At 36.6% G+C, this 22,403-nt stretch carries 29 protein-coding genes; 25 read left to right on the forward strand and 4 right to left on the reverse strand.

The window, feature by feature from the left end:
* Window position 1 precedes the first annotated feature (1 nt).
* From rplX to BMX11_RS17350, 19 genes are all read left to right on the forward strand, one after another.
* On the forward strand, window positions 2–343 hold the full coding sequence (rplX, locus tag BMX11_RS17260; RefSeq protein WP_090886530.1) for a 50S ribosomal protein L24: 342 nt from the start codon (window positions 2–4) through the stop codon (window positions 341–343).
* A complete protein-coding gene (gene rplE, locus BMX11_RS17265) occupies window positions 340–906 on the forward strand; it encodes a 50S ribosomal protein L5 (protein WP_090886532.1) in 567 nt (188 codons plus the stop codon). Before rplX ends, rplE begins: the two co-directional genes overlap by 4 nt.
* Window positions 906–1,175 (forward strand): 30S ribosomal protein S14, encoded by a 270-nt coding sequence (gene rpsN, locus BMX11_RS17270; protein WP_039475193.1) that lies wholly within the window; start codon window positions 906–908, stop codon window positions 1,173–1,175. Before rplE ends, rpsN begins: the two co-directional genes overlap by 1 nt.
* A gap of 151 nt (window positions 1,176–1,326) precedes the next feature.
* Complete coding sequence (rpsH, locus tag BMX11_RS17275) at window positions 1,327–1,725, forward strand: 30S ribosomal protein S8 (protein WP_090886534.1); 399 nt, start codon at window positions 1,327–1,329, stop codon at window positions 1,723–1,725.
* Window positions 1,726–1,744: 19 nt separating this feature from the next.
* Window positions 1,745–2,302: a 50S ribosomal protein L6 gene (gene rplF / locus BMX11_RS17280; protein ID WP_090886537.1), complete on the forward strand. Its 558-nt coding sequence runs from the start codon at window positions 1,745–1,747 to the stop codon at window positions 2,300–2,302.
* 5 nt (window positions 2,303–2,307) lie between these two features.
* Complete coding sequence (rplR, locus tag BMX11_RS17285) at window positions 2,308–2,661, forward strand: 50S ribosomal protein L18 (RefSeq protein ID WP_090886539.1); 354 nt, start codon at window positions 2,308–2,310, stop codon at window positions 2,659–2,661.
* Window positions 2,662–2,678: 17 nt separating this feature from the next.
* Window positions 2,679–3,197, forward strand: coding sequence for a 30S ribosomal protein S5 (gene rpsE, locus BMX11_RS17290; protein ID WP_090886540.1), 519 nt, complete (start codon window positions 2,679–2,681; stop codon window positions 3,195–3,197).
* 4 nt (window positions 3,198–3,201) lie between these two features.
* Window positions 3,202–3,381 carry a 50S ribosomal protein L30 gene (gene rpmD / locus BMX11_RS17295; protein WP_090886542.1) on the forward strand — a complete coding sequence of 60 codons (180 nt, stop codon included), beginning with the start codon at window positions 3,202–3,204 and terminating at the stop codon, window positions 3,379–3,381.
* A gap of 104 nt (window positions 3,382–3,485) precedes the next feature.
* A complete protein-coding gene (rplO, locus tag BMX11_RS17300) occupies window positions 3,486–3,932 on the forward strand; it encodes a 50S ribosomal protein L15 (RefSeq protein ID WP_090886602.1) in 447 nt (148 codons plus the stop codon).
* Window positions 3,933–3,939: 7 nt separating this feature from the next.
* The gene (secY, locus tag BMX11_RS17305; protein WP_090886544.1) at window positions 3,940–5,280 is read left to right on the forward strand and encodes a preprotein translocase subunit SecY; all 1,341 of its coding nucleotides are present in this window, start codon (window positions 3,940–3,942) and stop codon (window positions 5,278–5,280) included.
* Window positions 5,281–5,289: 9 nt separating this feature from the next.
* On the forward strand, window positions 5,290–6,075 hold the full coding sequence (map, locus tag BMX11_RS17310; RefSeq protein WP_090886546.1) for a type I methionyl aminopeptidase: 786 nt from the start codon (window positions 5,290–5,292) through the stop codon (window positions 6,073–6,075).
* A gap of 71 nt (window positions 6,076–6,146) precedes the next feature.
* A complete protein-coding gene (gene infA / locus BMX11_RS17315; RefSeq protein WP_010599888.1) occupies window positions 6,147–6,365 on the forward strand; it encodes a translation initiation factor IF-1 in 219 nt (72 codons plus the stop codon).
* Between the two features lies 1 nt (window position 6,366).
* Complete coding sequence (gene rpmJ, locus BMX11_RS17320; protein ID WP_010599887.1) at window positions 6,367–6,483, forward strand: 50S ribosomal protein L36; 117 nt, start codon at window positions 6,367–6,369, stop codon at window positions 6,481–6,483.
* A gap of 70 nt (window positions 6,484–6,553) precedes the next feature.
* A complete protein-coding gene (gene rpsM, locus BMX11_RS17325) occupies window positions 6,554–6,931 on the forward strand; it encodes a 30S ribosomal protein S13 (RefSeq protein WP_010599886.1) in 378 nt (125 codons plus the stop codon).
* A 100-nt stretch (window positions 6,932–7,031) separates the two neighbouring features.
* Complete coding sequence (gene rpsK, locus BMX11_RS17330) at window positions 7,032–7,421, forward strand: 30S ribosomal protein S11 (RefSeq protein ID WP_010599885.1); 390 nt, start codon at window positions 7,032–7,034, stop codon at window positions 7,419–7,421.
* A gap of 64 nt (window positions 7,422–7,485) precedes the next feature.
* Window positions 7,486–8,094 (forward strand): 30S ribosomal protein S4, encoded by a 609-nt coding sequence (rpsD, locus tag BMX11_RS17335; protein ID WP_090886548.1) that lies wholly within the window; start codon window positions 7,486–7,488, stop codon window positions 8,092–8,094.
* A gap of 85 nt (window positions 8,095–8,179) precedes the next feature.
* Window positions 8,180–9,172, forward strand: a complete 993-nt coding sequence (locus BMX11_RS17340) for a DNA-directed RNA polymerase subunit alpha (RefSeq protein WP_090886550.1) — start codon at window positions 8,180–8,182, stop codon at window positions 9,170–9,172.
* 126 nt (window positions 9,173–9,298) lie between these two features.
* Complete coding sequence (rplQ, locus tag BMX11_RS17345; RefSeq protein ID WP_090886551.1) at window positions 9,299–9,832, forward strand: 50S ribosomal protein L17; 534 nt, start codon at window positions 9,299–9,301, stop codon at window positions 9,830–9,832.
* A 157-nt stretch (window positions 9,833–9,989) separates the two neighbouring features.
* Complete coding sequence (locus BMX11_RS17350) at window positions 9,990–12,959, forward strand: glycoside hydrolase domain-containing protein (RefSeq protein WP_090886554.1); 2,970 nt, start codon at window positions 9,990–9,992, stop codon at window positions 12,957–12,959.
* Window positions 12,960–13,068: 109 nt separating this feature from the next.
* Here BMX11_RS17350 and BMX11_RS17355 read toward each other — a convergent pair whose 3' ends face one another.
* Both BMX11_RS17355 and BMX11_RS17360 read right to left on the reverse strand, forming a co-directional pair.
* Window positions 13,069–13,701, reverse strand: a complete 633-nt coding sequence (locus tag BMX11_RS17355) for a gluconate 2-dehydrogenase subunit 3 family protein (RefSeq protein WP_090886556.1) — start codon at window positions 13,699–13,701, stop codon at window positions 13,069–13,071.
* Between the two features lie 11 nt (window positions 13,702–13,712).
* Complete coding sequence (locus BMX11_RS17360) at window positions 13,713–15,449, reverse strand: GMC family oxidoreductase (protein WP_090886558.1); 1,737 nt, start codon at window positions 15,447–15,449, stop codon at window positions 13,713–13,715.
* A 294-nt stretch (window positions 15,450–15,743) separates the two neighbouring features.
* On the opposite strand from BMX11_RS17360, the gene BMX11_RS17365 reads away from it, so the two are divergent.
* Window positions 15,744–16,946: a class I SAM-dependent methyltransferase gene (locus tag BMX11_RS17365; RefSeq protein WP_090886560.1), complete on the forward strand. Its 1,203-nt coding sequence runs from the start codon at window positions 15,744–15,746 to the stop codon at window positions 16,944–16,946.
* A 55-nt stretch (window positions 16,947–17,001) separates the two neighbouring features.
* Window positions 17,002–17,544, forward strand: coding sequence for an ORF6N domain-containing protein (locus BMX11_RS17370; RefSeq protein ID WP_090886562.1), 543 nt, complete (start codon window positions 17,002–17,004; stop codon window positions 17,542–17,544).
* 5 nt (window positions 17,545–17,549) lie between these two features.
* Here the strand turns inward: BMX11_RS17370 and BMX11_RS17375 are convergent, their stop codons facing one another.
* On the reverse strand, window positions 17,550–18,116 hold the full coding sequence (locus BMX11_RS17375) for a murein L,D-transpeptidase catalytic domain-containing protein (protein ID WP_090886564.1): 567 nt from the start codon (window positions 18,114–18,116) through the stop codon (window positions 17,550–17,552).
* Between the two features lie 16 nt (window positions 18,117–18,132).
* Window positions 18,133–18,504, reverse strand: a complete 372-nt coding sequence (locus BMX11_RS17380; protein ID WP_090886566.1) for a DUF1304 domain-containing protein — start codon at window positions 18,502–18,504, stop codon at window positions 18,133–18,135.
* A 747-nt stretch (window positions 18,505–19,251) separates the two neighbouring features.
* On the opposite strand from BMX11_RS17380, the gene BMX11_RS17390 reads away from it, so the two are divergent.
* The 4 genes from BMX11_RS17390 to BMX11_RS17415 all read left to right on the forward strand — a co-directional run bounded on the left by BMX11_RS17390 (window position 19,252) and on the right by BMX11_RS17415 (window position 22,082).
* A complete protein-coding gene (locus BMX11_RS17390) occupies window positions 19,252–20,112 on the forward strand; it encodes a hypothetical protein (protein ID WP_090886570.1) in 861 nt (286 codons plus the stop codon).
* A 544-nt stretch (window positions 20,113–20,656) separates the two neighbouring features.
* The gene (locus BMX11_RS17405) at window positions 20,657–21,133 is read left to right on the forward strand and encodes a hypothetical protein (protein ID WP_139180214.1); all 477 of its coding nucleotides are present in this window, start codon (window positions 20,657–20,659) and stop codon (window positions 21,131–21,133) included.
* A gap of 16 nt (window positions 21,134–21,149) precedes the next feature.
* Entirely contained in the window at window positions 21,150–21,539 is a 390-nt protein-coding gene (locus BMX11_RS17410; RefSeq protein ID WP_090886577.1) for a hypothetical protein, read from the forward strand.
* Window positions 21,540–21,770: 231 nt separating this feature from the next.
* Window positions 21,771–22,082, forward strand: a complete 312-nt coding sequence (locus BMX11_RS17415; protein WP_090886579.1) for a hypothetical protein — start codon at window positions 21,771–21,773, stop codon at window positions 22,080–22,082.
* Window positions 22,083–22,403: the final 321 nt, after the last annotated feature.

Below are 22,403 nucleotides of genomic sequence, written 5' to 3' on the forward strand. Positions count from 1 at the left end.
AATGGGAAACAAAGTAAATACACCAGTTAAATTAAAGATCCGTAAAGGTGATTTAGTTAAAATCATTGCTGGCGATTCAAAAGGTCAACAAGGAAAAGTACTTGAAGTACTTAAAGATAAAAACAGAGCCGTTGTAGAAGGTATCAATTTAGTGTCTAAACACACTAAACCAAATGCTGCTAATCCAAACGGTGGTATTATTAAAAAAGAAGCCGCTCTTCATATTTCTAACCTGATGTTGGTTGATCCAAAATCTGGTAAACCTACCCGTGTTGGTCGTAAGGCTAACGCTGAAGGTAAATTGGTTAGAGTTGCTAAAGTTTCAGGGGAGGAAATTAAATAATGGCTACACCTAGATTAAAAAGCAAATACAAAGAAGAAGTTGTAAATGCATTAAAAGAAAAATTCCAGTACAAAACTGTAATGCAGGTTCCTAAATTGGAAAAAATCTGTATCAATCAGGGTGTAGGTCGTTTTTCTGTTACTGATAAGAAGATCGTAGATTCTACTATCGTTGAGTTAACCACTATTACTGGTCAACAAGCGGTTCAGGCACAATCTAAGAAAGATATCTCTAACTTTAAATTACGTAAAGGTATGCCAGTAGGTGTACGTGTAACGTTGCGTGACAATAACATGTACGAGTTCTTAGATCGTTTGATCTCTGTAGCTTTGCCACGTATTCGCGATTTCAAAGGTATCAATGACAAAGGATTTGATGGACAAGGTAACTACACTTTAGGTGTTACTGAGCAAATCATCTTCCCAGAGATTAATATCGATAAAATCAATAAAATTTTAGGTATGGATATTACTTTCGTAACTTCGGCCAAATCTGATGTTGAGGCTTTAGAGTTATTGAAACAATTCGGATTACCATTTAAAAATCAAAAAACAGCAGAATAATGGCAAAAGAAGGTGTAAAAGCACGCGAAGTTAAGCGCCAAAAATTGGTTGCTAGATACGCTGAAAAACGTGCAGCTTTAAAAGCAGCGGGTGATTTCGAAGGTTTAGATAAACTACCTAAGAACTCTTCTCCAGTACGTTTACACAACCGTTGTAAATTAACTGGCCGTCCTCGTGGTTATATGCGTACCTTTGGTATCTCAAGGGTAACGTTCCGCGAAATGGCGTTAGACGGTAAAATACCAGGTGTTAAAAAAGCATCTTGGTAATATAAAGTAGCTAGTACAGAGTATCAAGTATCGAGACCGAAAGGTTTCTTGATACTTGATACTTATGTCTATATACTGAAACAGAATTTTAACCGATAGCAGGTCCCATCGCTGGGTAGCGTCAGGAAACCACTATCAAAAACAATAAATAATGAATACAGATCCAATAGCAGATTATTTAACAAGAGTAAGGAATGCCATTAAGGCCAACCACAGAGTTGTAGAAATTCCTGCATCAAACCTTAAAAAGGAAATTACTAAAGTACTTTTTGATAAAGGTTACATCGCGAATTATAAATTTGAGGACACTACAGTTCAAGGCACCATCAAAATTGCTTTGAAGTACAATCCAATAACTAAAATTCCTGCTATTCGTACATTAGTGCGAGTAAGTAAACCAGGTTTGAGACAATATGCAGGCGTAGATAATATGCCAAGAGTATTAAACGGTTTAGGTATCGCAATCTTATCAACTTCTAAAGGTGTTATGACCGATAAAGAAGCAGCCAAATTAAACATTGGTGGTGAGGTATTGTGTCACGTTTATTAATATTTAGGAGAACAGCACAATGTCAAGAATAGGAAAAGCCCCAATTACAATCCCTGCAGGTGTTACTATCACTGTATCTAACGATAACTTAGTTACAGTTAAAGGCCCTAAAGGTGAATTAGCTCAAGCAGTAGATAAAGATATCACTGTAAGTCAAGAAGACGGTATTTTAACAGTAACTCGTCCTTCTGATCAAAAGAAACACAAAGCATTACATGGTTTATACCGTTCATTGCTTAACAATATGGTTGTTGGTGTTACAACTGGTTATAAATTAGAACAAGAATTAGTAGGTGTTGGTTACCGTGCTTCAAACCAAGGCAACACTTTAGATTTAGTTTTAGGTTATTCTCACCACTATGTATTCCAATTACCAGAAGAGATTAAAGTAACAACTACATCAGAAAAAGGTCAGACTCCTAAAATCATTTTAGAGAGTATCGACAAACAATTGATTGGTCAGGTAGCAGCGAAAATCCGTTCGTTACGTGCACCAGAGCCTTACAAAGGTAAAGGTATCAAGTTTGTAGGTGAAGTGTTAAGAAGAAAAGCAGGTAAATCAGCATCTAAAAAATAGTAATCATGGCAGGTAAAAAATTATCAAGAAGAGATCGTATTAAAAAAGGGATCAGAAAAAGACTTACCGGTTCGGAAGAGCGTCCAAGGTTATCTGTTTTTAGAAGCAATAAAGGGATTTATGCTCAGGTAATTAACGACGTTACTGGTACAACAATAGTTTCAGCATCATCAACATCTAAAGATTTTGCAGGTACTGGAAGCAAAAGCGATCAATCAGTTGCAGTAGGTAAATTAGTTGCCGAAAAAGCAATTGCAGCTGGTATTAAACAAGTTGTTTTCGATAGAAATGGCTATTTATATCACGGTCGTGTGAAATCGTTGGCAGAGGGTGCCCGCGAAGCTGGTTTAGTATTTTAATCTGAAGAAAAAGTAAGATGTCAACTATTAATATAAAAAGAGTAAAAACCACCGATATCGAATTAAAGGATCGTTTGGTTAGTATACAACGCGTTGCCAAAGTAACCAAAGGTGGCCGTACTTTCAGCTTTTCTGCAATTGTTGTAGTAGGTGATGAGAACGGTGTTGTAGGTTTCGGTTTAGGTAAAGCAAAAGAAGTAACTGAAGCTATCGCTAAAGGAGTGGATGATGCTAAAAAGAACTTGGTGAAAGTTCCGGTTTTAAACGGTACTGTTCCTCACGAGCAAATCGGTAAATTCTCAGGTGGTTTTGTATTGATCAAACCAGCTGCAGTAGGTACTGGAGTAATTGCTGGTGGTGCAATGCGTGCTGTATTAGAGAGTGCTGGTATCCATAACGTATTAGCAAAATCTAAAGGTTCATCTAACCCACACAACGTGGTAAAAGCAACTGTTGATGCATTAACTAAAATGCGTGATGCTTATACAGTAGCTCAAACTCGTGGTATTGATTTAAACAAAGTATTCAACGGATAATATCATGGCTAAGATCAAAGTAACACAAATAAAAAGCGTTATCGACAGAAGCGAGCGCCAAAAGAGAACCGTTCAGGCTTTGGGTTTATCTAAATTAAACCAAAGTGTTGAGGTTGAAGCTACTCCACAAATCATTGGTATGATTCGCAAAGTGAATCATTTAGTAGCAATCGAAAGTATCTAATAATTATTTGAAGGTAGTATCGGAGAAAATCTGGTACTGCCTTTATATATGTTTAATCGTTGTACCTGTTTAGTGAAAGCGAAGGGCAACACAAATTCAAAAAAATGAATTTAAGTAATTTAAAACCTGCAGCAGGTTCTACAAAAAACAGAAAAAGAATTGGTCGTGGTACTGGTTCAGGTCGTGGCGGTACTTCAACTCGTGGTCACAAAGGTGCTGGTTCACGTTCTGGTTACTCACGTAAAGTTGGTTTCGAAGGTGGTCAAATGCCTTTGCAACGTCGTGTACCTAAAGTTGGTTTCAAACCAATTAACCGTACAGAGTATGTTGGTGTAAACTTAGATGTTTTACAAGGCTTAGCTGAGAAATTCAATTTAACTACAATTGATTTCGCTGCTTTACAAGAGCATGGTTTAGCTTCTAAAAACGACTTAGTAAAAGTTTTAGGTCGTGGTGAAGTAAAAGCAAAATTAGAAGTTACAGCACATGCGTTTTCTGCAACCGCACAAAAAGCTATTGAAGCTGCAGGTGGTTCTATTGTAAAATTGTAATTATTAAATGAAGAAGCTATTTACTACTTTAAGTAATATCTGGAAAATTCAAGAATTAAAAGAGCGTATTTTGTTTACGCTCTTAATTCTTTTGGTATACCGTTTTGTATCTCACGTGGTTTTACCAGGTGTAGATCCAAATGCTTTGGGAGATAACGAAAAATCAGGACTTTTAGGCTTACTGGATATGTTTGCCGGAGGTTCTTTTTCTCGTGTATCGATCTTAGCTTTGGGCGTAATGCCTTATATCTCTGCATCTATTGTGGTGCAACTATTGGGTATTGCTGTTCCTTCTTTCCAAAAAATGCAGAAAGAAGGCGAAAGTGGTAGAAAAAAAATGAACCAGATTACACGTTACCTAACGGTAGCGATTACCATCGTTCAATCAGTTGGTTACGTTAAAACTCAGGTTCCCGCAGAAGCTATTTTATTACCCAATACTTTATTCTTAGTGTTATCTACGTTTGTTTTAACGGCAGGTACATTATTTGTAATGTGGTTAGGTGAAAAAATTACGGATAAAGGTATTGGTAACGGTACGTCACTTATCATCATGGTAGGTATCATTGCTCGTTTACCAGTAGCAATCAGTCAAGAATTTAGTGCACGTGTTGGTTCATCTGCCGAAGGCGGAGGTCCTGTTGCCTTGGTTTTAGAAATTGTTGCCTTGTTTGCAGTGGTAATGTTTACCATTTTAATTGTTCAAGGTGTGCGCAAGGTTCCTGTACAGTACGCTAAAAAAATCGTTGGTAATCGTCAGTTTGGCGGTGTTCGTCAGTACATTCCTTTAAAGGTAAATGCTGCCGGGGTTATGCCAATCATTTTTGCTCAAGCGTTAATGTTCATTCCAGGAGCTTTAATGTCGCTTATGCCTTCGTTACAAGGATCTTGGTTAATTCAATTTAGTAACACAACATCGTTGGCTTATAGCTTAACATTCGCATTTTTAATTATCGCTTTTACTTTCTTCTATACCGCTATCACGGTAAATCCAACTCAAATGAGTGATGATATGAAGAAAAATGGTGGTTTTATCCCAGGTGTTAAGCCGGGGTTTGCAACATCAACTTTTATTGATGATGTAATTTCTAAAATCACTTTCCCAGGAGCGGTATTTTTAGCGATCATTGCTATTCTGCCTTCGTTAGCGGTTAAATTTGGAATTAAGCAAGAATTTGCTCACTTCTTTGGTGGTACTTCATTATTAATTTTAGTGGGTGTAGTATTAGATACTTTACAGCAAATTGAAAGTTATCTTTTAATGCGTCACTATGATGGTTTAATGAAAACGGGTAGAGTTACTGGTAGAACAGGAGTTCCTGCGGCTAGTAGCAATGCTGCGTTGTAGTTCTTAAGGATGTCTAAAATCTATTACAAATCTCTAGAAGAGATCGAGTTAATAAGAGAGAGTTCTTTACTTGTTTCTAAAACTTTAGCTGAAGTAGCCAAAGTGATTAAAGCAGGTATGACTACTTTAGCATTAGATAAACTTGCTTATGAGTTTATTAATGATCATGGAGCAATCCCTGCTTTTTTAAACTATAATGGTTTCCCTTATTCTTTATGTATTTCACCCAATGAGCAAGTTGTTCATGGTTTTCCGAGTGATTATGTAATACAAGAAGGAGATCTGATTTCGGTGGATTGTGGGGTAATCAAAAACAATTATTTTGGCGATTCGGCGTACACTTTTTCTATTGGAGAGGTTGATGCCGAAAAGCAAAAATTAGTAGAGGTAACCAAACGCTGCCTGGAATTGGGAGTGGAGAAAGCAGTAAGCGGAATGCGAATTGGTGATGTCGGTTTTGCCGTACAGCAACATGCAGAAGCCAATGGTTTTGGAGTAGTAAGAGAATTAGTAGGACATGGTGTAGGTGTTAAACTTCACGAGAAACCCGAAGTACCTAATTATGGAAAGCGCGGTAGCGGGCCAAAACTTGAAGAAGGAATGGTGATTGCGATTGAGCCAATGATTAATGCTGGCGTAGCAGGTGTTAAGTTTCATAAGGATGGATGGACGGTAACCAGTAAAGACAATAAACCTTCAGCACATTTTGAACATACAGTAGCCATAAAAAAGGGCCAGGCAGATGTTTTATCGACCTTTTCTATTATAGAAGAAGTTTTACAACAAAAAAAATAAATAATTAAATTTTTTTATTTAATTTTGCAACCCTGTTTAGAAGCAGCTAATTAAGTAACAATCAATAAAATATGGCTAAACAAGCCTCAATTGAACAAGACGGCGTAATAAGAGAAGCATTATCTAATGCGATGTTCAGAGTAGAACTCGAGAACGGACATGAGATTATTGCGCATATTTCAGGAAAGATGCGGATGCACTACATCAAAATTCTTCCTGGGGATAAAGTAAAATTGGAGATGTCTCCTTATGATTTAACAAAGGGACGCATCACTTATAGATATAAATAAAATGAAAGTTAGATCATCAATTAAAAAACGTAGCGCTGATTGTAAGATTATTCGCCGTAAAGGTAAACTTTACGTAATCAACAAGAAAAATCCTAAATACAAGCAACGTCAAGGGTAATTAGAAAATATTGTAATGTACCGTACAACGGTGGCCCGCCGTTCGGAATTACTCAAAAACATAAATAAATATGGCAAGGATTTCAGGTATTGATTTACCAAGAAACAAAAGAGGTGAGATCGGTTTAACTTATATCTATGGTATAGGTAGAACAACTGCACAACGTATATTAACTACTGCAGGTATCGATTTAAACAAAAAAGTACAAGATTGGTCTGATGATGAGTTATCAGCAATCCGTACAATGATTAACGATGAGATTAAAGTAGAAGGTGCTTTACGTTCAGAAGTTCAGTTGAACATCAAACGTTTAATGGATATCGGTTGCTACCGTGGTCTACGTCACAGAAAAGGTTTACCTTCTCGTGGTCAGCGTACTAAAAATAACTCACGTACTCGTAAGGGTAAGAGAAAAACAGTTGCTAACAAGAAAAAAGCTACTAAGTAGAAAAAATTAATGATTGAATTATCGAATGACTGAATTATTGAATGTTTAGGCATTCTCTCATTCAAAACTCAATCATTCTTTCATTATAGTAAAAATAAACATGGCTAAGAGTAAAAAAGTAACAAAAAAACGTATCGTTGTAATTGAGCCTGTTGGTCAGGCACACATCAATGCTACTTTCAACAACATCATCGTTACCTTAACAAACAACAACGGACAGACTATTTCATGGTCTTCTGCTGGTAAAATGGGCTTTAAAGGTTCTAAAAAGAACACGCCTTATGCAGCTGGTCAAGCAGCTTCAGATTGCGGTAAAGTAGCATTTGATTTAGGTTTACGTAAAGTTGAAGTATTTGTAAAAGGTCCGGGTTCAGGTCGTGAATCTGCAATCAGAACATTACAAGTAGCAGGTATCGAAGTAACATCTATTAAAGATATTACTCCACTTCCACACAACGGATGTCGTCCTCCTAAAAAGAGAAGAGTTTAATTAAAAATTTTTAAAGCTAAGAATCTTCGGTTACAGACCGGATGATACTTTAAAACAAAAGAAAATGGCAAGATATACAGGCCCAAAAAGTAAAATCGCCCGTAAGTTCAGAGAACCAATCTTCGGTCCTGATAAGGTGTTAGACAGAAAAAATTATCCTCCTGGCCAACATGGCGTTTCAAAAAGAAGAGGAAAACAATCTGAATATGCAATCCAGTTAATGGAGAAGCAAAAAGTAAAATACACTTATGGTGTATTAGAAAAACAGTTCAGTAACTTGTTTAAAAAAGCATCTTCTCGTGCAGGTATCACTGGTGATAACTTATTACAATTGTTAGAAGCACGTTTAGATAATACCGTTTACCGTTTAGGTATTGCAACAACCCGTTCTGGTGCACGCCAGTTAGTTAGCCATAAACACGTAACCGTGAATGGTGAAGTTGTAAATATCCCTTCATATCAGTTGAAAGCTGGTGATGTGGTTGCGGTTCGCGAGAAATCAAAATCACTAGAATCAATTACTAACTCAGTTGCAGGCAGAGTAATCAATAAATTTGCCTGGTTAGAGTGGGATGCTAGTCAGTTATCAGGTAAGTTCTTAACTTATCCTCAACGTGACGAGATTCCTGAAAACATTAAGGAAAACTTAATCATCGAGTTATACTCAAAGTAATAAATGACTTAGTTAATTACCTCCAAAGGGTAATTAACTTTTTTCATGTTACTATATATTCAATAACGAATTTAAAAAATTATAAATGGCAATTTTAGCATTTCAGAAACCAGACAAAGTGATCATGCAGAAATCGACTGATTTCGATGGTACATTCGAATTTCGTCCTTTAGAGCCCGGTTTCGGTGTAACAATTGGTAATGCCTTAAGAAGAATTTTACTTTCTTCATTAGAAGGTTATGCTATTACTACTATTCGTTTTTCTGGCGTTTCTCACGAATTTTCTACCATCAAAGGTGTTGTAGAAGATTTAACAGATATCATCTTAAACTTAAAACAAGTTCGTTTTAAGAAAACTGGTGAATCTGGAGATGCGGAGAAAGTGTTCATCATTGTAAATGGCCAAGAGCAGTTTAAAGCTGGTGATATCACTAAATTCTCTAACAACTTTACAGTTTTAAACCCTGAGCATGTTATTTGCAATATGGATAAATCTGTTACTTTAGAAGTAGAATTAACCATCAATAAAGGACGTGGTTATGTTCCTGCTGAAGAAAATAAAGTTGCTGATGCTGTTGTAGGTGTTATCGCTATCGATTCGATCTACACTCCAATGAAAAACGTTAAATACACGATAGAAAACTTCCGTGTAGAGCAAAAAACGGATTACGAGAAATTGGTTTTAGATATTTCTACTGATGGTTCAATCCATCCAGAAGAAGCATTGAAAGAAGCTGCTAAAATCTTGATCCAACACTTTATGTTGTTCTCTGATGAGAATTTAGTGTTAGAATCTCAAGCCAAAGAAGAAACTAAAGAAGTTGATGAGGAAATTTTACACATGCGTAAAATCCTTAAAACTGAATTAGTGGATATGGATCTTTCAGTTAGAGCATTAAACTGCTTAAAAGCTGCTGATATCCGCACTTTAGCTGATTTAGTTTCTTATGATGTAGCTGATATGTTAAAATTCAGAAACTTCGGTAAAAAATCTTTAACAGAGATCCAGGAACTAGTAAAATCTAAAGGTTTATCTTTCGGAATGAACCTGTCTAAATTTAAATTAGACGAAGAGTAAGATTAGTCGGGAGTCTTTGGTTCGGAGTCGAGAGTCTTCTTACTAATGACTTTACTAATATAAAATAATTTTTCACAGTGTATAATTCCCTCGATAAGGAGACGGTATACACTTAATTACAGAACAATGAGACACGGTAAAAAAGTTAATCACTTAGGCAGAACCGACAGCCACAGAAAAGCAATGTTAGCTAACATGGCTACATCTTTAATCAAAGCAAAAAGAATTACTACAACTTTAGCAAAAGCTAAAGCTTTACGTACTTATGTTGAGCCAATCATTACTAAATCTAAGAATGATACTACTCACTCACGTCGTACAGTTTTTGCTTATTTACAAGATAAAGAAGTAGTAACTATCTTATTCCGCGAGATTGCTGAGAAAGTTGCAAACCGTCCAGGTGGTTATACTCGTATCATTAAATTAAACAACCGTTTAGGTGATAACGCTGAAATGGCTTTAATTGAATTGGTAGATTACAACGAAATTTACGGTAAAAACGTAGAAGCTAAAGAAGAGAAGAAAACTACTCGTCGTGGTAGAAGTAAAGCTGCTGCTCCTAAAGCTGCTGAGGCAAAAGCCGAAGCTACTGAAGAAGTTGCTACAGAAGCTGCTCCTGCTGAAGAAGCTCCAGCTATGGAAGAACCTAAAGGAGAATAATTTATTCTACTTTAAAAGTTTAAAAGTCCTGCTCATTGAGCAGGACTTTTTTGTTTTAGATCATACTTGTTTTATTACACAAACGTTTGCTTCATTTTTTCATTACATAGCTTTAAATCGGCTAGGTATCTATAAATTAGCCTAAAACAAATTCAAGATGAAATTTAGGCTTTTTCTTTTGGTCTGTCTATTCGGGCAGATGTCACTCCATGCTCAGATCGTTAAATATACCAATGGTAATAATAGTTGGAATCCAGATTCTTTAGGTAATCACAGGGCTATTGTTCAATACAATGGTGTTGAGGGTGTAGCACACGTAAAAATCGACTGGAGAAGAAGGGATGAGCATCCAGAATTAAAAAGGATTATCATCCAGGATGCTAATGGGAAGACCATTGCAAATTCATCTGCTGAGCGGGTAACGAGAGAAAGTGCTGATATTTACTTCGAAGCACCTTCAAAAGGAAAATACTTTGTTTACTACATGCCTTATAAAAATGAAGGCAGAAGCAATTATCCGAAGGGGGTATATCTTAAGCCCAATGCCATTAATACTTCCTGGCAAGCGAAAGTAAAAGGAACTTCCATTAATAGCGCTGTAGTAGAGATTCAATCTATTGATGCCTTTAACTCTTTCTATCCAATGGAAGTTATCGCTACAGCAAAGGAAACGGCATCAATGAAGGCTAAACATGCAGGACAATCGTTTATCGTTTTTCCGGAAGATCGTATGTTTCCAATTAAGATGCCAAAGGACCTGCCTTACCGCTGGATACAAAAAAGAAGTGCTGATACATTTTCGGGTACAGCAAACAGAGGGGAGAATTATGCCTTTCAGCTTGGGGTATATGCATTGGACGATTTAAATAACCTAAATATTGCCTTTGGTGATCTCAAGACAAGCACAGGCAAAGTAATTTCTGCCAGATACATCAACTGCTTAAATACCAATGGAACTGGTTACGACAATAAGCCGCTAACCAAAAAAGTTAACGTAGTATCTGGTAACATTCAACCCATGTGGATAACGGTAGATGTGCCTAAAGGTACAAGTGCAGGGATTTACACTGGAAAATTGATCGTAAAGGCTAACGGTAAATCAAAGAACATCGCAGTTAAGCTTACGGTAACCAATTCTGTATTGACGGATGCTGGCGTTGGCGAACCGGAGAAGCAAACGCGCTTAACCTGGCTCAATTCTACCTTGGCTCAATCTAATACCGTGGTTGCACCCTATACACCGCTAAGCGTGGAAGGAAATGTAATTTCACTTTTAGGAAGGAAGTTTGAAATCAATACGGATGGTTTTCCTAAACAAATTCAAACTTTGTTCAATGCAGAAATGACCGGTTATACAGATAAGCCTAATAATATTTTAGCCGAACCTATCCACTTTCATTTTTTTAATACTCCAAAAACACAGGAGAAATTTACAACCAGTAACTTTCAGATCCTAAGTAAGGAAGCTGGAACAGTAAAATGGACAGCTACTAATACATCTGAAAACCTGAAGATGGACCTGGAAGGTGCTTTGGAATTTGATGGCTATGTACATTATGTAGTTAAAGTTACTGCTTTGAAAGATGTGGAATTTAGTAATGTTGATTTTCACATTCCGTTTGATAAAGGATCTACGAAATATTTGATGGGTTTGGGTGAGAAAGGTGGAGTAAGGCCAGATACCGTTAAGTGGAAGTGGGATGTAGCCCATAAAAATCAGGATGCAGTATGGATAGGAAATGTGAATGCTGGCTTGTATTATAACTTAAGAGATGAAAACTATGTTCGACCGCTCAATACCAATTTCTACCTGCAAAAGCCTTTATTATTACCTAAATCATGGGGTAATGATAATAATGGAGGAATCCAGATTAACGTAAAGGGAAGCTCTATGCTTGCCGATAATTTTACAGGAGCCAGGAGTATGAAAAAGGGGGAGGTGCTTTATTATAATTTTAATTTACTGATTACACCTTTTCACTTAATTGATACTAATTTCCAGTGGGATAATCGTTTTTACCATAAATACGGTAATCTGGACAGTATCAAATCAAATGGTGCTACGGTGGTAAATATTCATCATGCAACACCAATAAATCCCTGGATCAACTATCCGTTTATAGAATGGAAGAAAATGAAGAATTATATAGGCGATGCACACTCAAAAGGTTTAAAAGTTAAAATTTACAATACCGTGCGTGAGCTTTCTAATCATGCTTACGAATGGCCGGCATTACGCAGTTTGGGTACCGAAGTGTATTCTCCAGGAAATGGGGGAGGCTTCAGCTGGTTACAGGAGCACATCGATTCAAATTACATCGCTGCCTGGTTTGTGCCCGAAATTAAAGATGCTGCCATTATCAATAGTGGAATGAACCGCTGGCACAATTACTATGTTGAAGGCATGAACTGGTTGGTAAAGAATGTTGGTATTGATGGTGTTTACCTGGATGATGTGGCCTTTGATCGGGTAACGATGAAACGCATTAAACGGGTATTAACGCAAGATAATCACCCTGGGATTATTGATTTACATTCTGCCAATCAATATAACAAAAGCGATGGTTTTAATAACAGTGCAATTTTGTATATGGAGCATTTCCCTTATTTGAATCGTTTATGGTTTGGCGAATATTTCGACTATGAAAAGAATAATCCGGATTTCTTCCTGACCGAGGTAAGTGGTATTCCTTTCGGCTTAATGGGAGAGATGCTTCAGGATGATGGAAATCAATGGCGGGGAATGATTTATGGAATGACAAGCAGATTGGGCTGGTCAGATAAAAGTGATCCAAAACCTTTATGGAAAACCTGGGATAGCTTCGGAATTAAAGATTCTGAACTGATTGGCTATTGGAGCGATAACTGCCCGGTAAAAACGGATAACCCTAAAGTTTTAGCCAGCGTATATAAGAAAAAAGGTAAAACCATGATCGCCATCGCCAGCTGGGCTGATACAGACGTAAAGGTTAATTTAAACATCAATTGGAATAAACTAGGATTAGATCCTGATCAGGTAAAAATTACTGCCCCGGCGATTGATAAGTTTCAAGCAGCAGGAAGCTTTCCAGGAGGAAAATCTATTCCGGTTGAAAAAGCTAAGGGATTAATACTGATTGTAGAGTAGAAGTTAAGATAATTACCACAAAGGCGTAAAGACAGCCATGAGAATAAGCATTCTTCGTGTCTCAATGCCTTTGTGGTATTCGTTTTTTGTATGCTGAACGGATAAAATATTAAACTTTTACATTTTGCATTCCGTATTGTTTCAATACATCATCGGGTACACCGGCCCATTGATTGGGTGAATTGCCCATGTAACCAATGTCTTTTACACCTATCTCAGTGGTATAAAAACCAGATGCAGTTAAATCGCGCATTCGGTTAAAGAAAATAACCCCTGCCTGAACTTCCGGCTTTGCCTTTTTTGGGTAGGCAATCTCATCAATAATGGAGATTTGCTGTTCTTCTGAAGCTTCTACAAATGATTTTTCGTATTTGTTAAAGCAATATACATCCAACCATTTTAAACCTCCACGCATGGGTACCTGATGCTCAGGAATATCCTTCACAATAAATTCTATAAATTCGGGCACTTTAGCATCTGTAGCACTACCTGAAACATCATCTTTTGGAATGATGATATCTGCTAAAACGGTAATGGTGGCCATTTCGTGCTTATTGAAAAAGGTTTCTGATTTTAATTTCTTATCCCTGTCAAGTTCCCATTTTTCACGGCCAGCCTCTTTAGCTGTTTCTTCTGGAACTACTGCTTCTGTTTTGTTTTCGGGTTGTTTACATGCATCAATAAGCACAGTAGTACTTAGTGCAGTTAAACCCAATGCTTTTATGGAATCACGTCTGTTCATGTTGTAATTCTTTAAATGTTTTGTTTTTTCTTTTGAGCCAATATATATTCTGCAGTACGCATAGAGAGGGCTAGAATCGTCCAGGTGGCGTTTTTATCGCCCTGTTGAACGAACGGTCCAGCATCTACCACAAATAGGTTTTTGCAATCGTGTGCCTGGCAATACTTATTTAAGGCCGATTTCTTAGGATCATCACCCATGCGAATTGTTCCTACTTCATGAATGATTTTCCCCGGGGGAAGTAAACCATAATTGGTTTCGGGACCTTGAATTTCCGAAGTTACCACACCGCCCATTTCTTTCATCATGTGCAAGAAGGTTTCCTGCATGTGTTTGGCCTGGAGAATTTCTTCTTTCGCCCATTTATAATGAAATCTCAATACAGGGATCCCATATTTATCCACCATGTTAGGATCAATTTCACAATAATTATCTTCCCGTGCAATAGCAGTTCCACGACCAGCCATACCTACGGTAGTGCCATAAAACCTTCTATAATCGTCTTTTAATGATTTACCATAGCCACCTGCATCCTTCATCTTCCCATTTCGATCAGGAACCATGCCATTCATGCGCGGAACACCTCCGCCGAAACCGTATGCTGGCATACCCATTCCTCCCCAATATTCGATATGGTAACCACGAGGGAAGTTTAGTTTTTTATTGTCGAGCCACCAAGGAGAGTAAATATGAACACTACCCAAGCCATCTTCGTTATAACGTTTACGATCCATGAGTTGAGGAAGAAAACCTGATACACTTACTCCGGTAGAATCGTGTAAATACTTTCCAACCACACCACTACTGTTTGCTAATCCGTTTGGATGAGAAGAAGATTTAGAATTCAATAAAATTCTGGCTGATTCGCAAGCGCTTGCCCCTAAAATAACAAGCTTACCATTTACCTGGTATTCCTGAAGATCTTTTCTATTTACATAAGAAACACCTTTCGCTGTGCCATCTTTATCGGTGATTACTTCGCGTACCATCGCGTCGGTAATCACAGTCAGATTTCCCGTTTTTACCGCTGGAATAACTAAACAAGACGAAGAAGAAAAATCGCCATACACTTTACAGCTTCTGCCGCATTGACCACAATAGAAGCAAGGTGCACGATCGCTGTTATTTGGCAAGGCTTCTGTAAGTACAGATCCTCTACCAGCAATTACTTTTACACCGGCTTTTTCAGCACCTTTTTTAATGAATAATTCGTTTAACCGGGGTTTTGGCGGTTTCATGAAGATTCCGTCAGGTTCGTTTTCTAAACCCTCAGTACTGCCATAAATCCCGATCATTCGGTCAATTTTATCGTAAAATGGTTTTACATCGTCGTAAGTAATAGGCCAATCATCAGTTAAACCATCTTTTGCCTGGAAGTCTTTAGGCCCCATGCGGAGCGAAATCCTTCCCCAGTGATTGGTACGGCCACCTAACATCCGCGACCTGAACCATTCAAACTCTGTTTTGTTTTTAGTTGTGTAGGGTTCACCTTCTAATTCCCAGCCACCGTAAGAGGCATCGAAATCACCGAAAGGTCTTACTGTACTTGCACCTCGGCGGGGAGATTCCCAAGGCCATTTTAATTGATGTGCATCTATTCGTGGATCGAAATATTGACCTGCTTCAAGCATTAACACTTTTTGTCCGGCATTAGCTAAAACATAGGCTGCCATTCCGCCCCCTGCGCCCGATCCCACAATAATGGCATCATAAACAGTAGGCGATTTTTTTATCTGAAAGTCACTCATGAAATATGGTTAGATATAAAACGATATTCTAATCTAAACTTTAATTTGCGCAATTAAAAGCAACCCAATAGATCATGAAGTTTTTTGGAATGATTATAAATAATCTGCCATTCCAGTTTAGTAAAACGTATTATGTAAATGTTGGCTCTAGAATATTTTGACAGGTGCTTTTTATTATGCGATGGTAAAATATATCCTGTCATGCCTCAAATAAAGTCGCTCAATTGTTACATTATAAAGAGAAGATTAACGGTGCCAATAAACTTGATTATCTTTGTCTTTTAAAATTTTCTCATGTCGGTTCAGCAGCACGCAACAACATTTATATCTTCGGTTCAGGAGAGTTTGGCTAATCAAACTTTTGTTAAACTTTCTTTAGGGAATTACAAAGGTGAGGAGGAAGCTCTTAAACAGCTTCTTATCCGGAGAGTATTGATTAAGCGTGAAGAGAAACTTGCTTTTACCTTTCGCTACAAAACGCGCGATGTGGTTAAAAACTACTCGATTGATGAAGGTTTAACACTTGTAGTCAATTACCTGAACACTGGTTTTAAGATCGCAACTTTATTCAGTACCCAAAAGGATCTTATTCTTGAAGAACTGAACAGCGGTAAAGTGGTTTTAAGGGAGAGCAAGGCGTCAAGTACTGTAGCGCCATCTGCAAGCCATGATAAGGAGAAAAATCGCCTCATTAAACCTGAATCAAAAGCTTATTTGCAAGAGCTAAAGATTACCGATGCGGAAGGGAATGTATTTAAAAATGCTCAGGATAAATATCGTCAGATCAATCATTATATCGAAATTCTCAGTGCCTTAATTAAAGAGCTTCCAACAGGAACGGTTAAAAAAGTTGCTGATATGGGTTCTGGTAAGGGCTATTTAACCTTTGCTTTATATGATTATTTGCATTCCGTTTTAAATCTGAAATCAGAAGTTGTTGGCGTAGAGTATCGCCAGGATATGGTTGATTTGTGTAACCAGGTAGCACAAAAATCTGGCTTTAATCAGTTGAATTTTGTTCAGGGAACGATTCATGATTATCATGCTGCTGATGTAAACTTATTAATTGCGCTCCATGCTTGCGATACCGCTACCGATGATGCAATTTACAAAGGTATTAAAGCCAATGCCGAATTAATTGTAGTAGCACCTTGTTGCCACAAACAGATCAGACGGGAAATGGAGAAAAGCAAAGTAAAAAATGATGTTTCGTTTTTAACCAAATATGGTATCTTCTTAGAACGCCAGGCAGAAATGGTTACCGATGGCATTCGGGCGTTAATTTTAGAGTACTTTGGGTATAAAACGAAGGTATTTGAATTTATATCAGACGCACATACCCCTAAAAATGTTCTTGTAGTAGGCGTGAAGAGAGCCGATAACTTGAAGCCTGAAGCAGAAAGCGAAAGACAAGCAACAGTTTTACAAAAAATAAAAGAAAGTAAAGCGTATTTCGGAATTGACTACCATCACTTAGAGCGGTTGTTGGATTTGTAATTTTTTCAACCTTTTTTCATATATTAAGGTGTCGCAATTTGCGACACCTTAATATATGGCTAAAAATAAACTTAATCTGATTGTCCCTGATGAAGTTTTAATTAATAAAATATATTTCTTAAGGAACCAAAAGGTTATGTTGGATAGAGATTTAGCTGAGCTTTATGGTGTATTACCCAGACGATTAAGAGAGCAGGTTAAAAGAAATATAAATAATTTTCCAAATCATTTTATGTTCCAACTTTCTGATACAGAAGTTGAAATTATGATATCGCAAAAGGCTATGCCCTCAAAACAATATCTAGGAGGAGCATTACCATATGTTTTTACAGAACATGGAGTGCTAATGCTTGCAACTGTTTTGCGTAGTGAGCAAGCGATTCTAGTTAGCATTAAAATAATTGAAATTTTTGTTAGGTTGCGAGAGATGCTTTATGATAATTCGGAATTAAGAAATGCAATACAAAAACTCGAACGTAAAACAGAAAATAATATAAAAAATATTGAAATAGTCTTCAAATATATTGATGAACTTTTAGAAAAAAAGGAAATGCTGGAGGGAAGGGAGCGTATAGGATATAAACTTTCAAAAAAATGAAGTTTTCAAATATATACCCAAAGCAATACTGATTTTTTCTTCGCCTTAAGCAGTACATCTATCTTTCTCATCGCTTCATTGGATATAACGGGGCAACCCGCACTTTGTCCGAATAAAGTTTGAGGAAAGATCTCCTTATTCGGAACAGGAGTGTAAGCATGCAAAACTACTATGCGTTTAAATGCATTGCTGTTCGTTTTCTCCATTCCGTACATTTTGTAATGAATGTTGATGCCCCAATTACTATAAGAGCGACCTTTCACCTTGTATTTGCCCAATGAAGTACAGTAACTACTGAAAACAGGTTTTAAAGGCGTACTTCCACCGCCAACACCATGAGCACAAAGACTCTCAATAACGATTTCGTTTTTCTTGAAATGATAAACAAAAAGTCTGTTTTTTCCAGAATGAATACTCATATCTAGCATAATGCAGATTGTGGTATCCATTTTATTTTTCTTACAAAAGGCTAAAGCTTCTTTAATTTTTGATTGGTTTATGCTAACCTCCGGCTCATGATCGTAAAAACCATAAAATATAAAGAGGATGATAACCATGAAATATTTAAACATGGTAACCTAGAATTTTCTAAGCGTACTTGAGCAACAAAACCAATATCAGGCCTATTGCTGCTGGTAAACTTTGCACCATTAAAATTTTCTTGCTTGCCGTTGCAGCACCATAAACACCAGCCACAAATACACAGCCCAGAAAAAAGATTGCTACGTTTAATTTCCATACCGGATCGCAAATCAATAGCGACCAGATTAAACCTGCTGCTAAAAATCCATTGTAAAGTCCCTGATTAGCGGCAAGAGATTTTGTAGGCGGAAACAATTCCTTCGGAAAATTTCTAAAAACCTTTGGCGCTTTGGTGGTCCAGGCGAACATTTCCAGCCAAACAATATATAAATGGATTAAGGCAACCAAGCCAATGACAATTTGAGCCGCTATTTGCATAAACGTGAGTGATAAGATCTAATTCTAAGGTAAGTATTTTAAGGAATAAATTACTGTACTGCCTTTTTAAATAGATATTACATTTTGTAAAGCCGCTTGCACCAGCTATTATTTGGCTTTCACAAAGCAATGGCGTAACTTTGCATTACATTTAAAAACAAGAAATTATGTCATCAGTAGTGATGCAATGTAATATTTCTTAAGGTTTCTTGCCTTTTCAAATCGCCCATTACACAGTCTTAAAAGCATTTTATATTTCCCTTTATTTCTGAATATTTCAAATATTTGGGCAATATTCGGGCAATTATCTATTTCCTATATATTTTTGTTTATGCCCAACCTACGTTTACTCTTAGATGAGAGAAAGAAGAATAGTGATGACACATACCCCATAAAGCTTAGGGTTAGTGGGTACAATGACTACAAAAGATATAAAACAAAATTTTCTGCTACTGAACTAGATTTTGAAAAGTTACAATCGGGTAAACATCTTTCCGATGCCCAAAGAAAAACGAAGTCATCAATGGATTATCTCAGAGCTTAGCAGGATATCTGTAAATAGCCATAATCTCCTCTTTGGTTAGCGGAATGAATATGGCTGATATATTAACTCTTCGTTATGATAATGTATTGCAATTTGCTCATCATTGATAAAATTAAAATTCATTGTGTTGCGTTAATCAACGAATATAGGAAATTTGACGATCAATCCTAAAAATGTAATTTGCGGAAAATTTACTAGCTCTCATGGAAGTATTTAAAGACCTATTTCAAGAAATAAAAGACCGGATCAGAAATCCTTTATTTAGCTCCTTTGCAATAGCTTGGATTTTTTTTAACTGGCGAATTACTGTTGCAATTTTATTTTATGATAATGAAGCACTTAAACGAGCTGGTTATAATACATTAAATAATCTCATTAATGCTAAGCAGGATAATCTAAAAATGATTTTCTATCCGCTGTTGAGTGCACTATTTTACGTTTTTGTATTCCCATTTATAAGAAATGGCATAACAGAATTTCTTTTCGCTCGGAAAATAGAAAATGAGAACAAAATCCTCGAAAAAAACAAAAAAGCTTCAGTCAAGCTTGAGCGTTATGTAGATTTGTTGAAGGAACTCGAAGATCAACAAAAACTCGTCGGCGATATCTATTCCGAACAGAAGAAAGAATTAGAGCGTTCATCAAAACTTCAAAATGAACTAAACAATGAAAAATCGACTAATTCTGACTTAACAACTTCTTTAACGAAGCTTAGGAAAGATTTAGGTAATATTTCAGCAATAGCTTCTACACCTTTAGTGCTTAGTGGCATATGGATCTGTAAACGATTAGTAAATGGAGAATTTAGTGAAAAGCAGTGGGCAATAACAGGTTCGGACATTTACGAGGGCGATGAGCGCTATCGAATAATTGACTTTCTCTACAATCCATCAACAAGACAAATTCATATCACGTTACAATTTGAAATTAGATCTTCTATGAATTCGCCCCACGCTTATCTAATTGACTATATGACACTGGGATCATACCTTCTTGATTATAATGAAAATGACAAGAGTTATTCAAATAAGGATGACACATTCACCCTGACAAAAAAAGATTAATTATTAGAAATTTATTATTAATCATTGTTCAAGAAAATATTAAAGTTATTAATGCAGTTTTTAAGTTTAATATTTATAAACATGTCCACAATTTGGGTCTATTTTGAGTCCTATTTTTTCCACATCCAGTTGAAAACACGCTCAAATGGTCAATATAATAAAGGTTAATTGTCATTAAAATGTCATCAATCATTAGTTCGTAAAAATATTTTACAATTATAATTGCAATTAATTTTGCAATTACTTTTTTCGATATCTCTCGCATGCTGGCAAATTTATTTAATCGGTAATCGTGATGTCACTTTCACTTAGATCGTTCAACCTAGGGGCTAAATTTTGGTTTAAAACAAATTTTAAACTGATGGTATTGTGCAACAACAACAAGATAAACAATAAGAGCACAACTAACTTCACAACTAAGAACAACATCACCATTAGCTCTATCATTGCTATTATAATTTGCAAAAATGGTATAACTTTGGCAACCAACAGAAATGAATGAATACTCATTCATCATCTTAGTTAATATTAAACACTCTCTCAAATGACAATGGCAACTGCAACTACTGGATCAAATATTTCAGAAAAATGGAATATAGAAGCTCCTAACCAAAATCTTTTTACAGGAGATCAGGTGATTGATGCATATTTAAGCGGGAAAAAAGACGGATTAAGAAGTGCTGAAAAAGTTATCTTAGATCGCCTAGATAATAATGTTGACAATTCTGGAACTCAAGTTTTGGATTTATTGAAGTTTCTTGACAGGAAAAACATTTCAGGAAATGATGCCTACCTGAAAATTAATTCGTGGAAAGACCTTTCAATTCTTATTTCTGTAAAAGAATCTGATTTCTATAATGAATCCTTTTTGAATGTATATGAGTTTGTTGAGCATTTAGAGGAAACATTGAACTCTGAAACTTGTCACGTAGAATTTTCTTTCGTAGACTTCAATGAAAAGCTTAACGATTATAATCTCCATTGCGATGGATATGTATTAAAGTATAATAAACCTTCTTAACAATTAATAAATTTTAATGGCTCTCGATCATGGACTGCACAATGAAGAATTGTGTGATCACTTGCAAACACTGGATGGAAAATACAACGACTGGGTAGTAACAACAGCATTTTATGCATGTATCCATTTTGTTGAACATAAGCTATTTCCACTTAAACAAAAAGAAAAAGAATTTCAAACCTTTGATAGCTATTGCGATTTCCAGCATAATGAAAATGACAGTAATTTAAGCAAGCATTCGCTTAAATCTGAACTTGTTGGAAAGTACATACCTGCTATTAAGTATCAATACAGACAGCTGAAAGATGCCTGCATGAATTCTAGATATACAGAATACAAGGTCACCGGGAATAAAGCACAATCATGCAGTGGGATAATGAAGGTAATAAAAAGACATTGTGTCTAGAATAAAAAGGCTGATGGATCAGCCTTTTTATTTACAAATAGTCGCGTCAATATGACGCAACTATTTATTGCCTTTGCGTATATGGAAATCATTACGCAATCAATTCCTACAAAGCTAATTTGACCTAATACTGGTCAGATTGCTGGCATTCCCCAAAATCCACGGGGAATTCGTGATGAGCGTTTCTCTAGGCTCGTCAAATCAATTATTGATCATCCTGAAATGCTGAAGATGCGTGAGGTTCTCGTTTTGGAATATGCTGATGCTTATGTTGCTATTGCCGGGAACATGAGATTGAGGGCTGCTCTTGAAGCTGCAGCCATGCCTGATGATGAGTTTGCGGTAATCGTTGAGCAAAAGCAATCGCTTGAAAACTTCAATGAGTGGTTTGCTGCTATATCAGAATTAAGATCTTCCAAAACTATTCCATGTAAAATCATTCCTCGTACAGCCACCATTGGTCAGATTAAAGCCTACATCATCAAGGATAATGTTGCTTTTGGTTCCGACGATTACGATCTATTGGCCAATGAATGGGATTAGGATGATCTTGCAGACTGGGGAATTGCTTTACCGGTATTCGATGATGACTATGAACCAGAAGAAAAGAAAAAGAAATCTGTGGTAAGGCTTGTTATTGAATTTGAGGGTGATATTGCAGATTATGATGAGATCAAAAGGCTTATCAGTGATGTAATAGGGAGTTTCCATCCGCAAATTTAAGGGACTATGATCGGTAAGATTGACGGAAATAAAACAGCAAAATAAATTAGAGAAGCAGAATTAGTTATCGTATTTGAGCTATATAAAACGGCTACGGCTATGATCAGATGCGCAAAATGGTAATACAGCGCATGGGGATCG

Source organism: Pedobacter rhizosphaerae (assembly GCF_900111155.1).
GTDB lineage: Bacteria > Bacteroidota > Bacteroidia > Sphingobacteriales > Sphingobacteriaceae > Pedobacter > Pedobacter rhizosphaerae.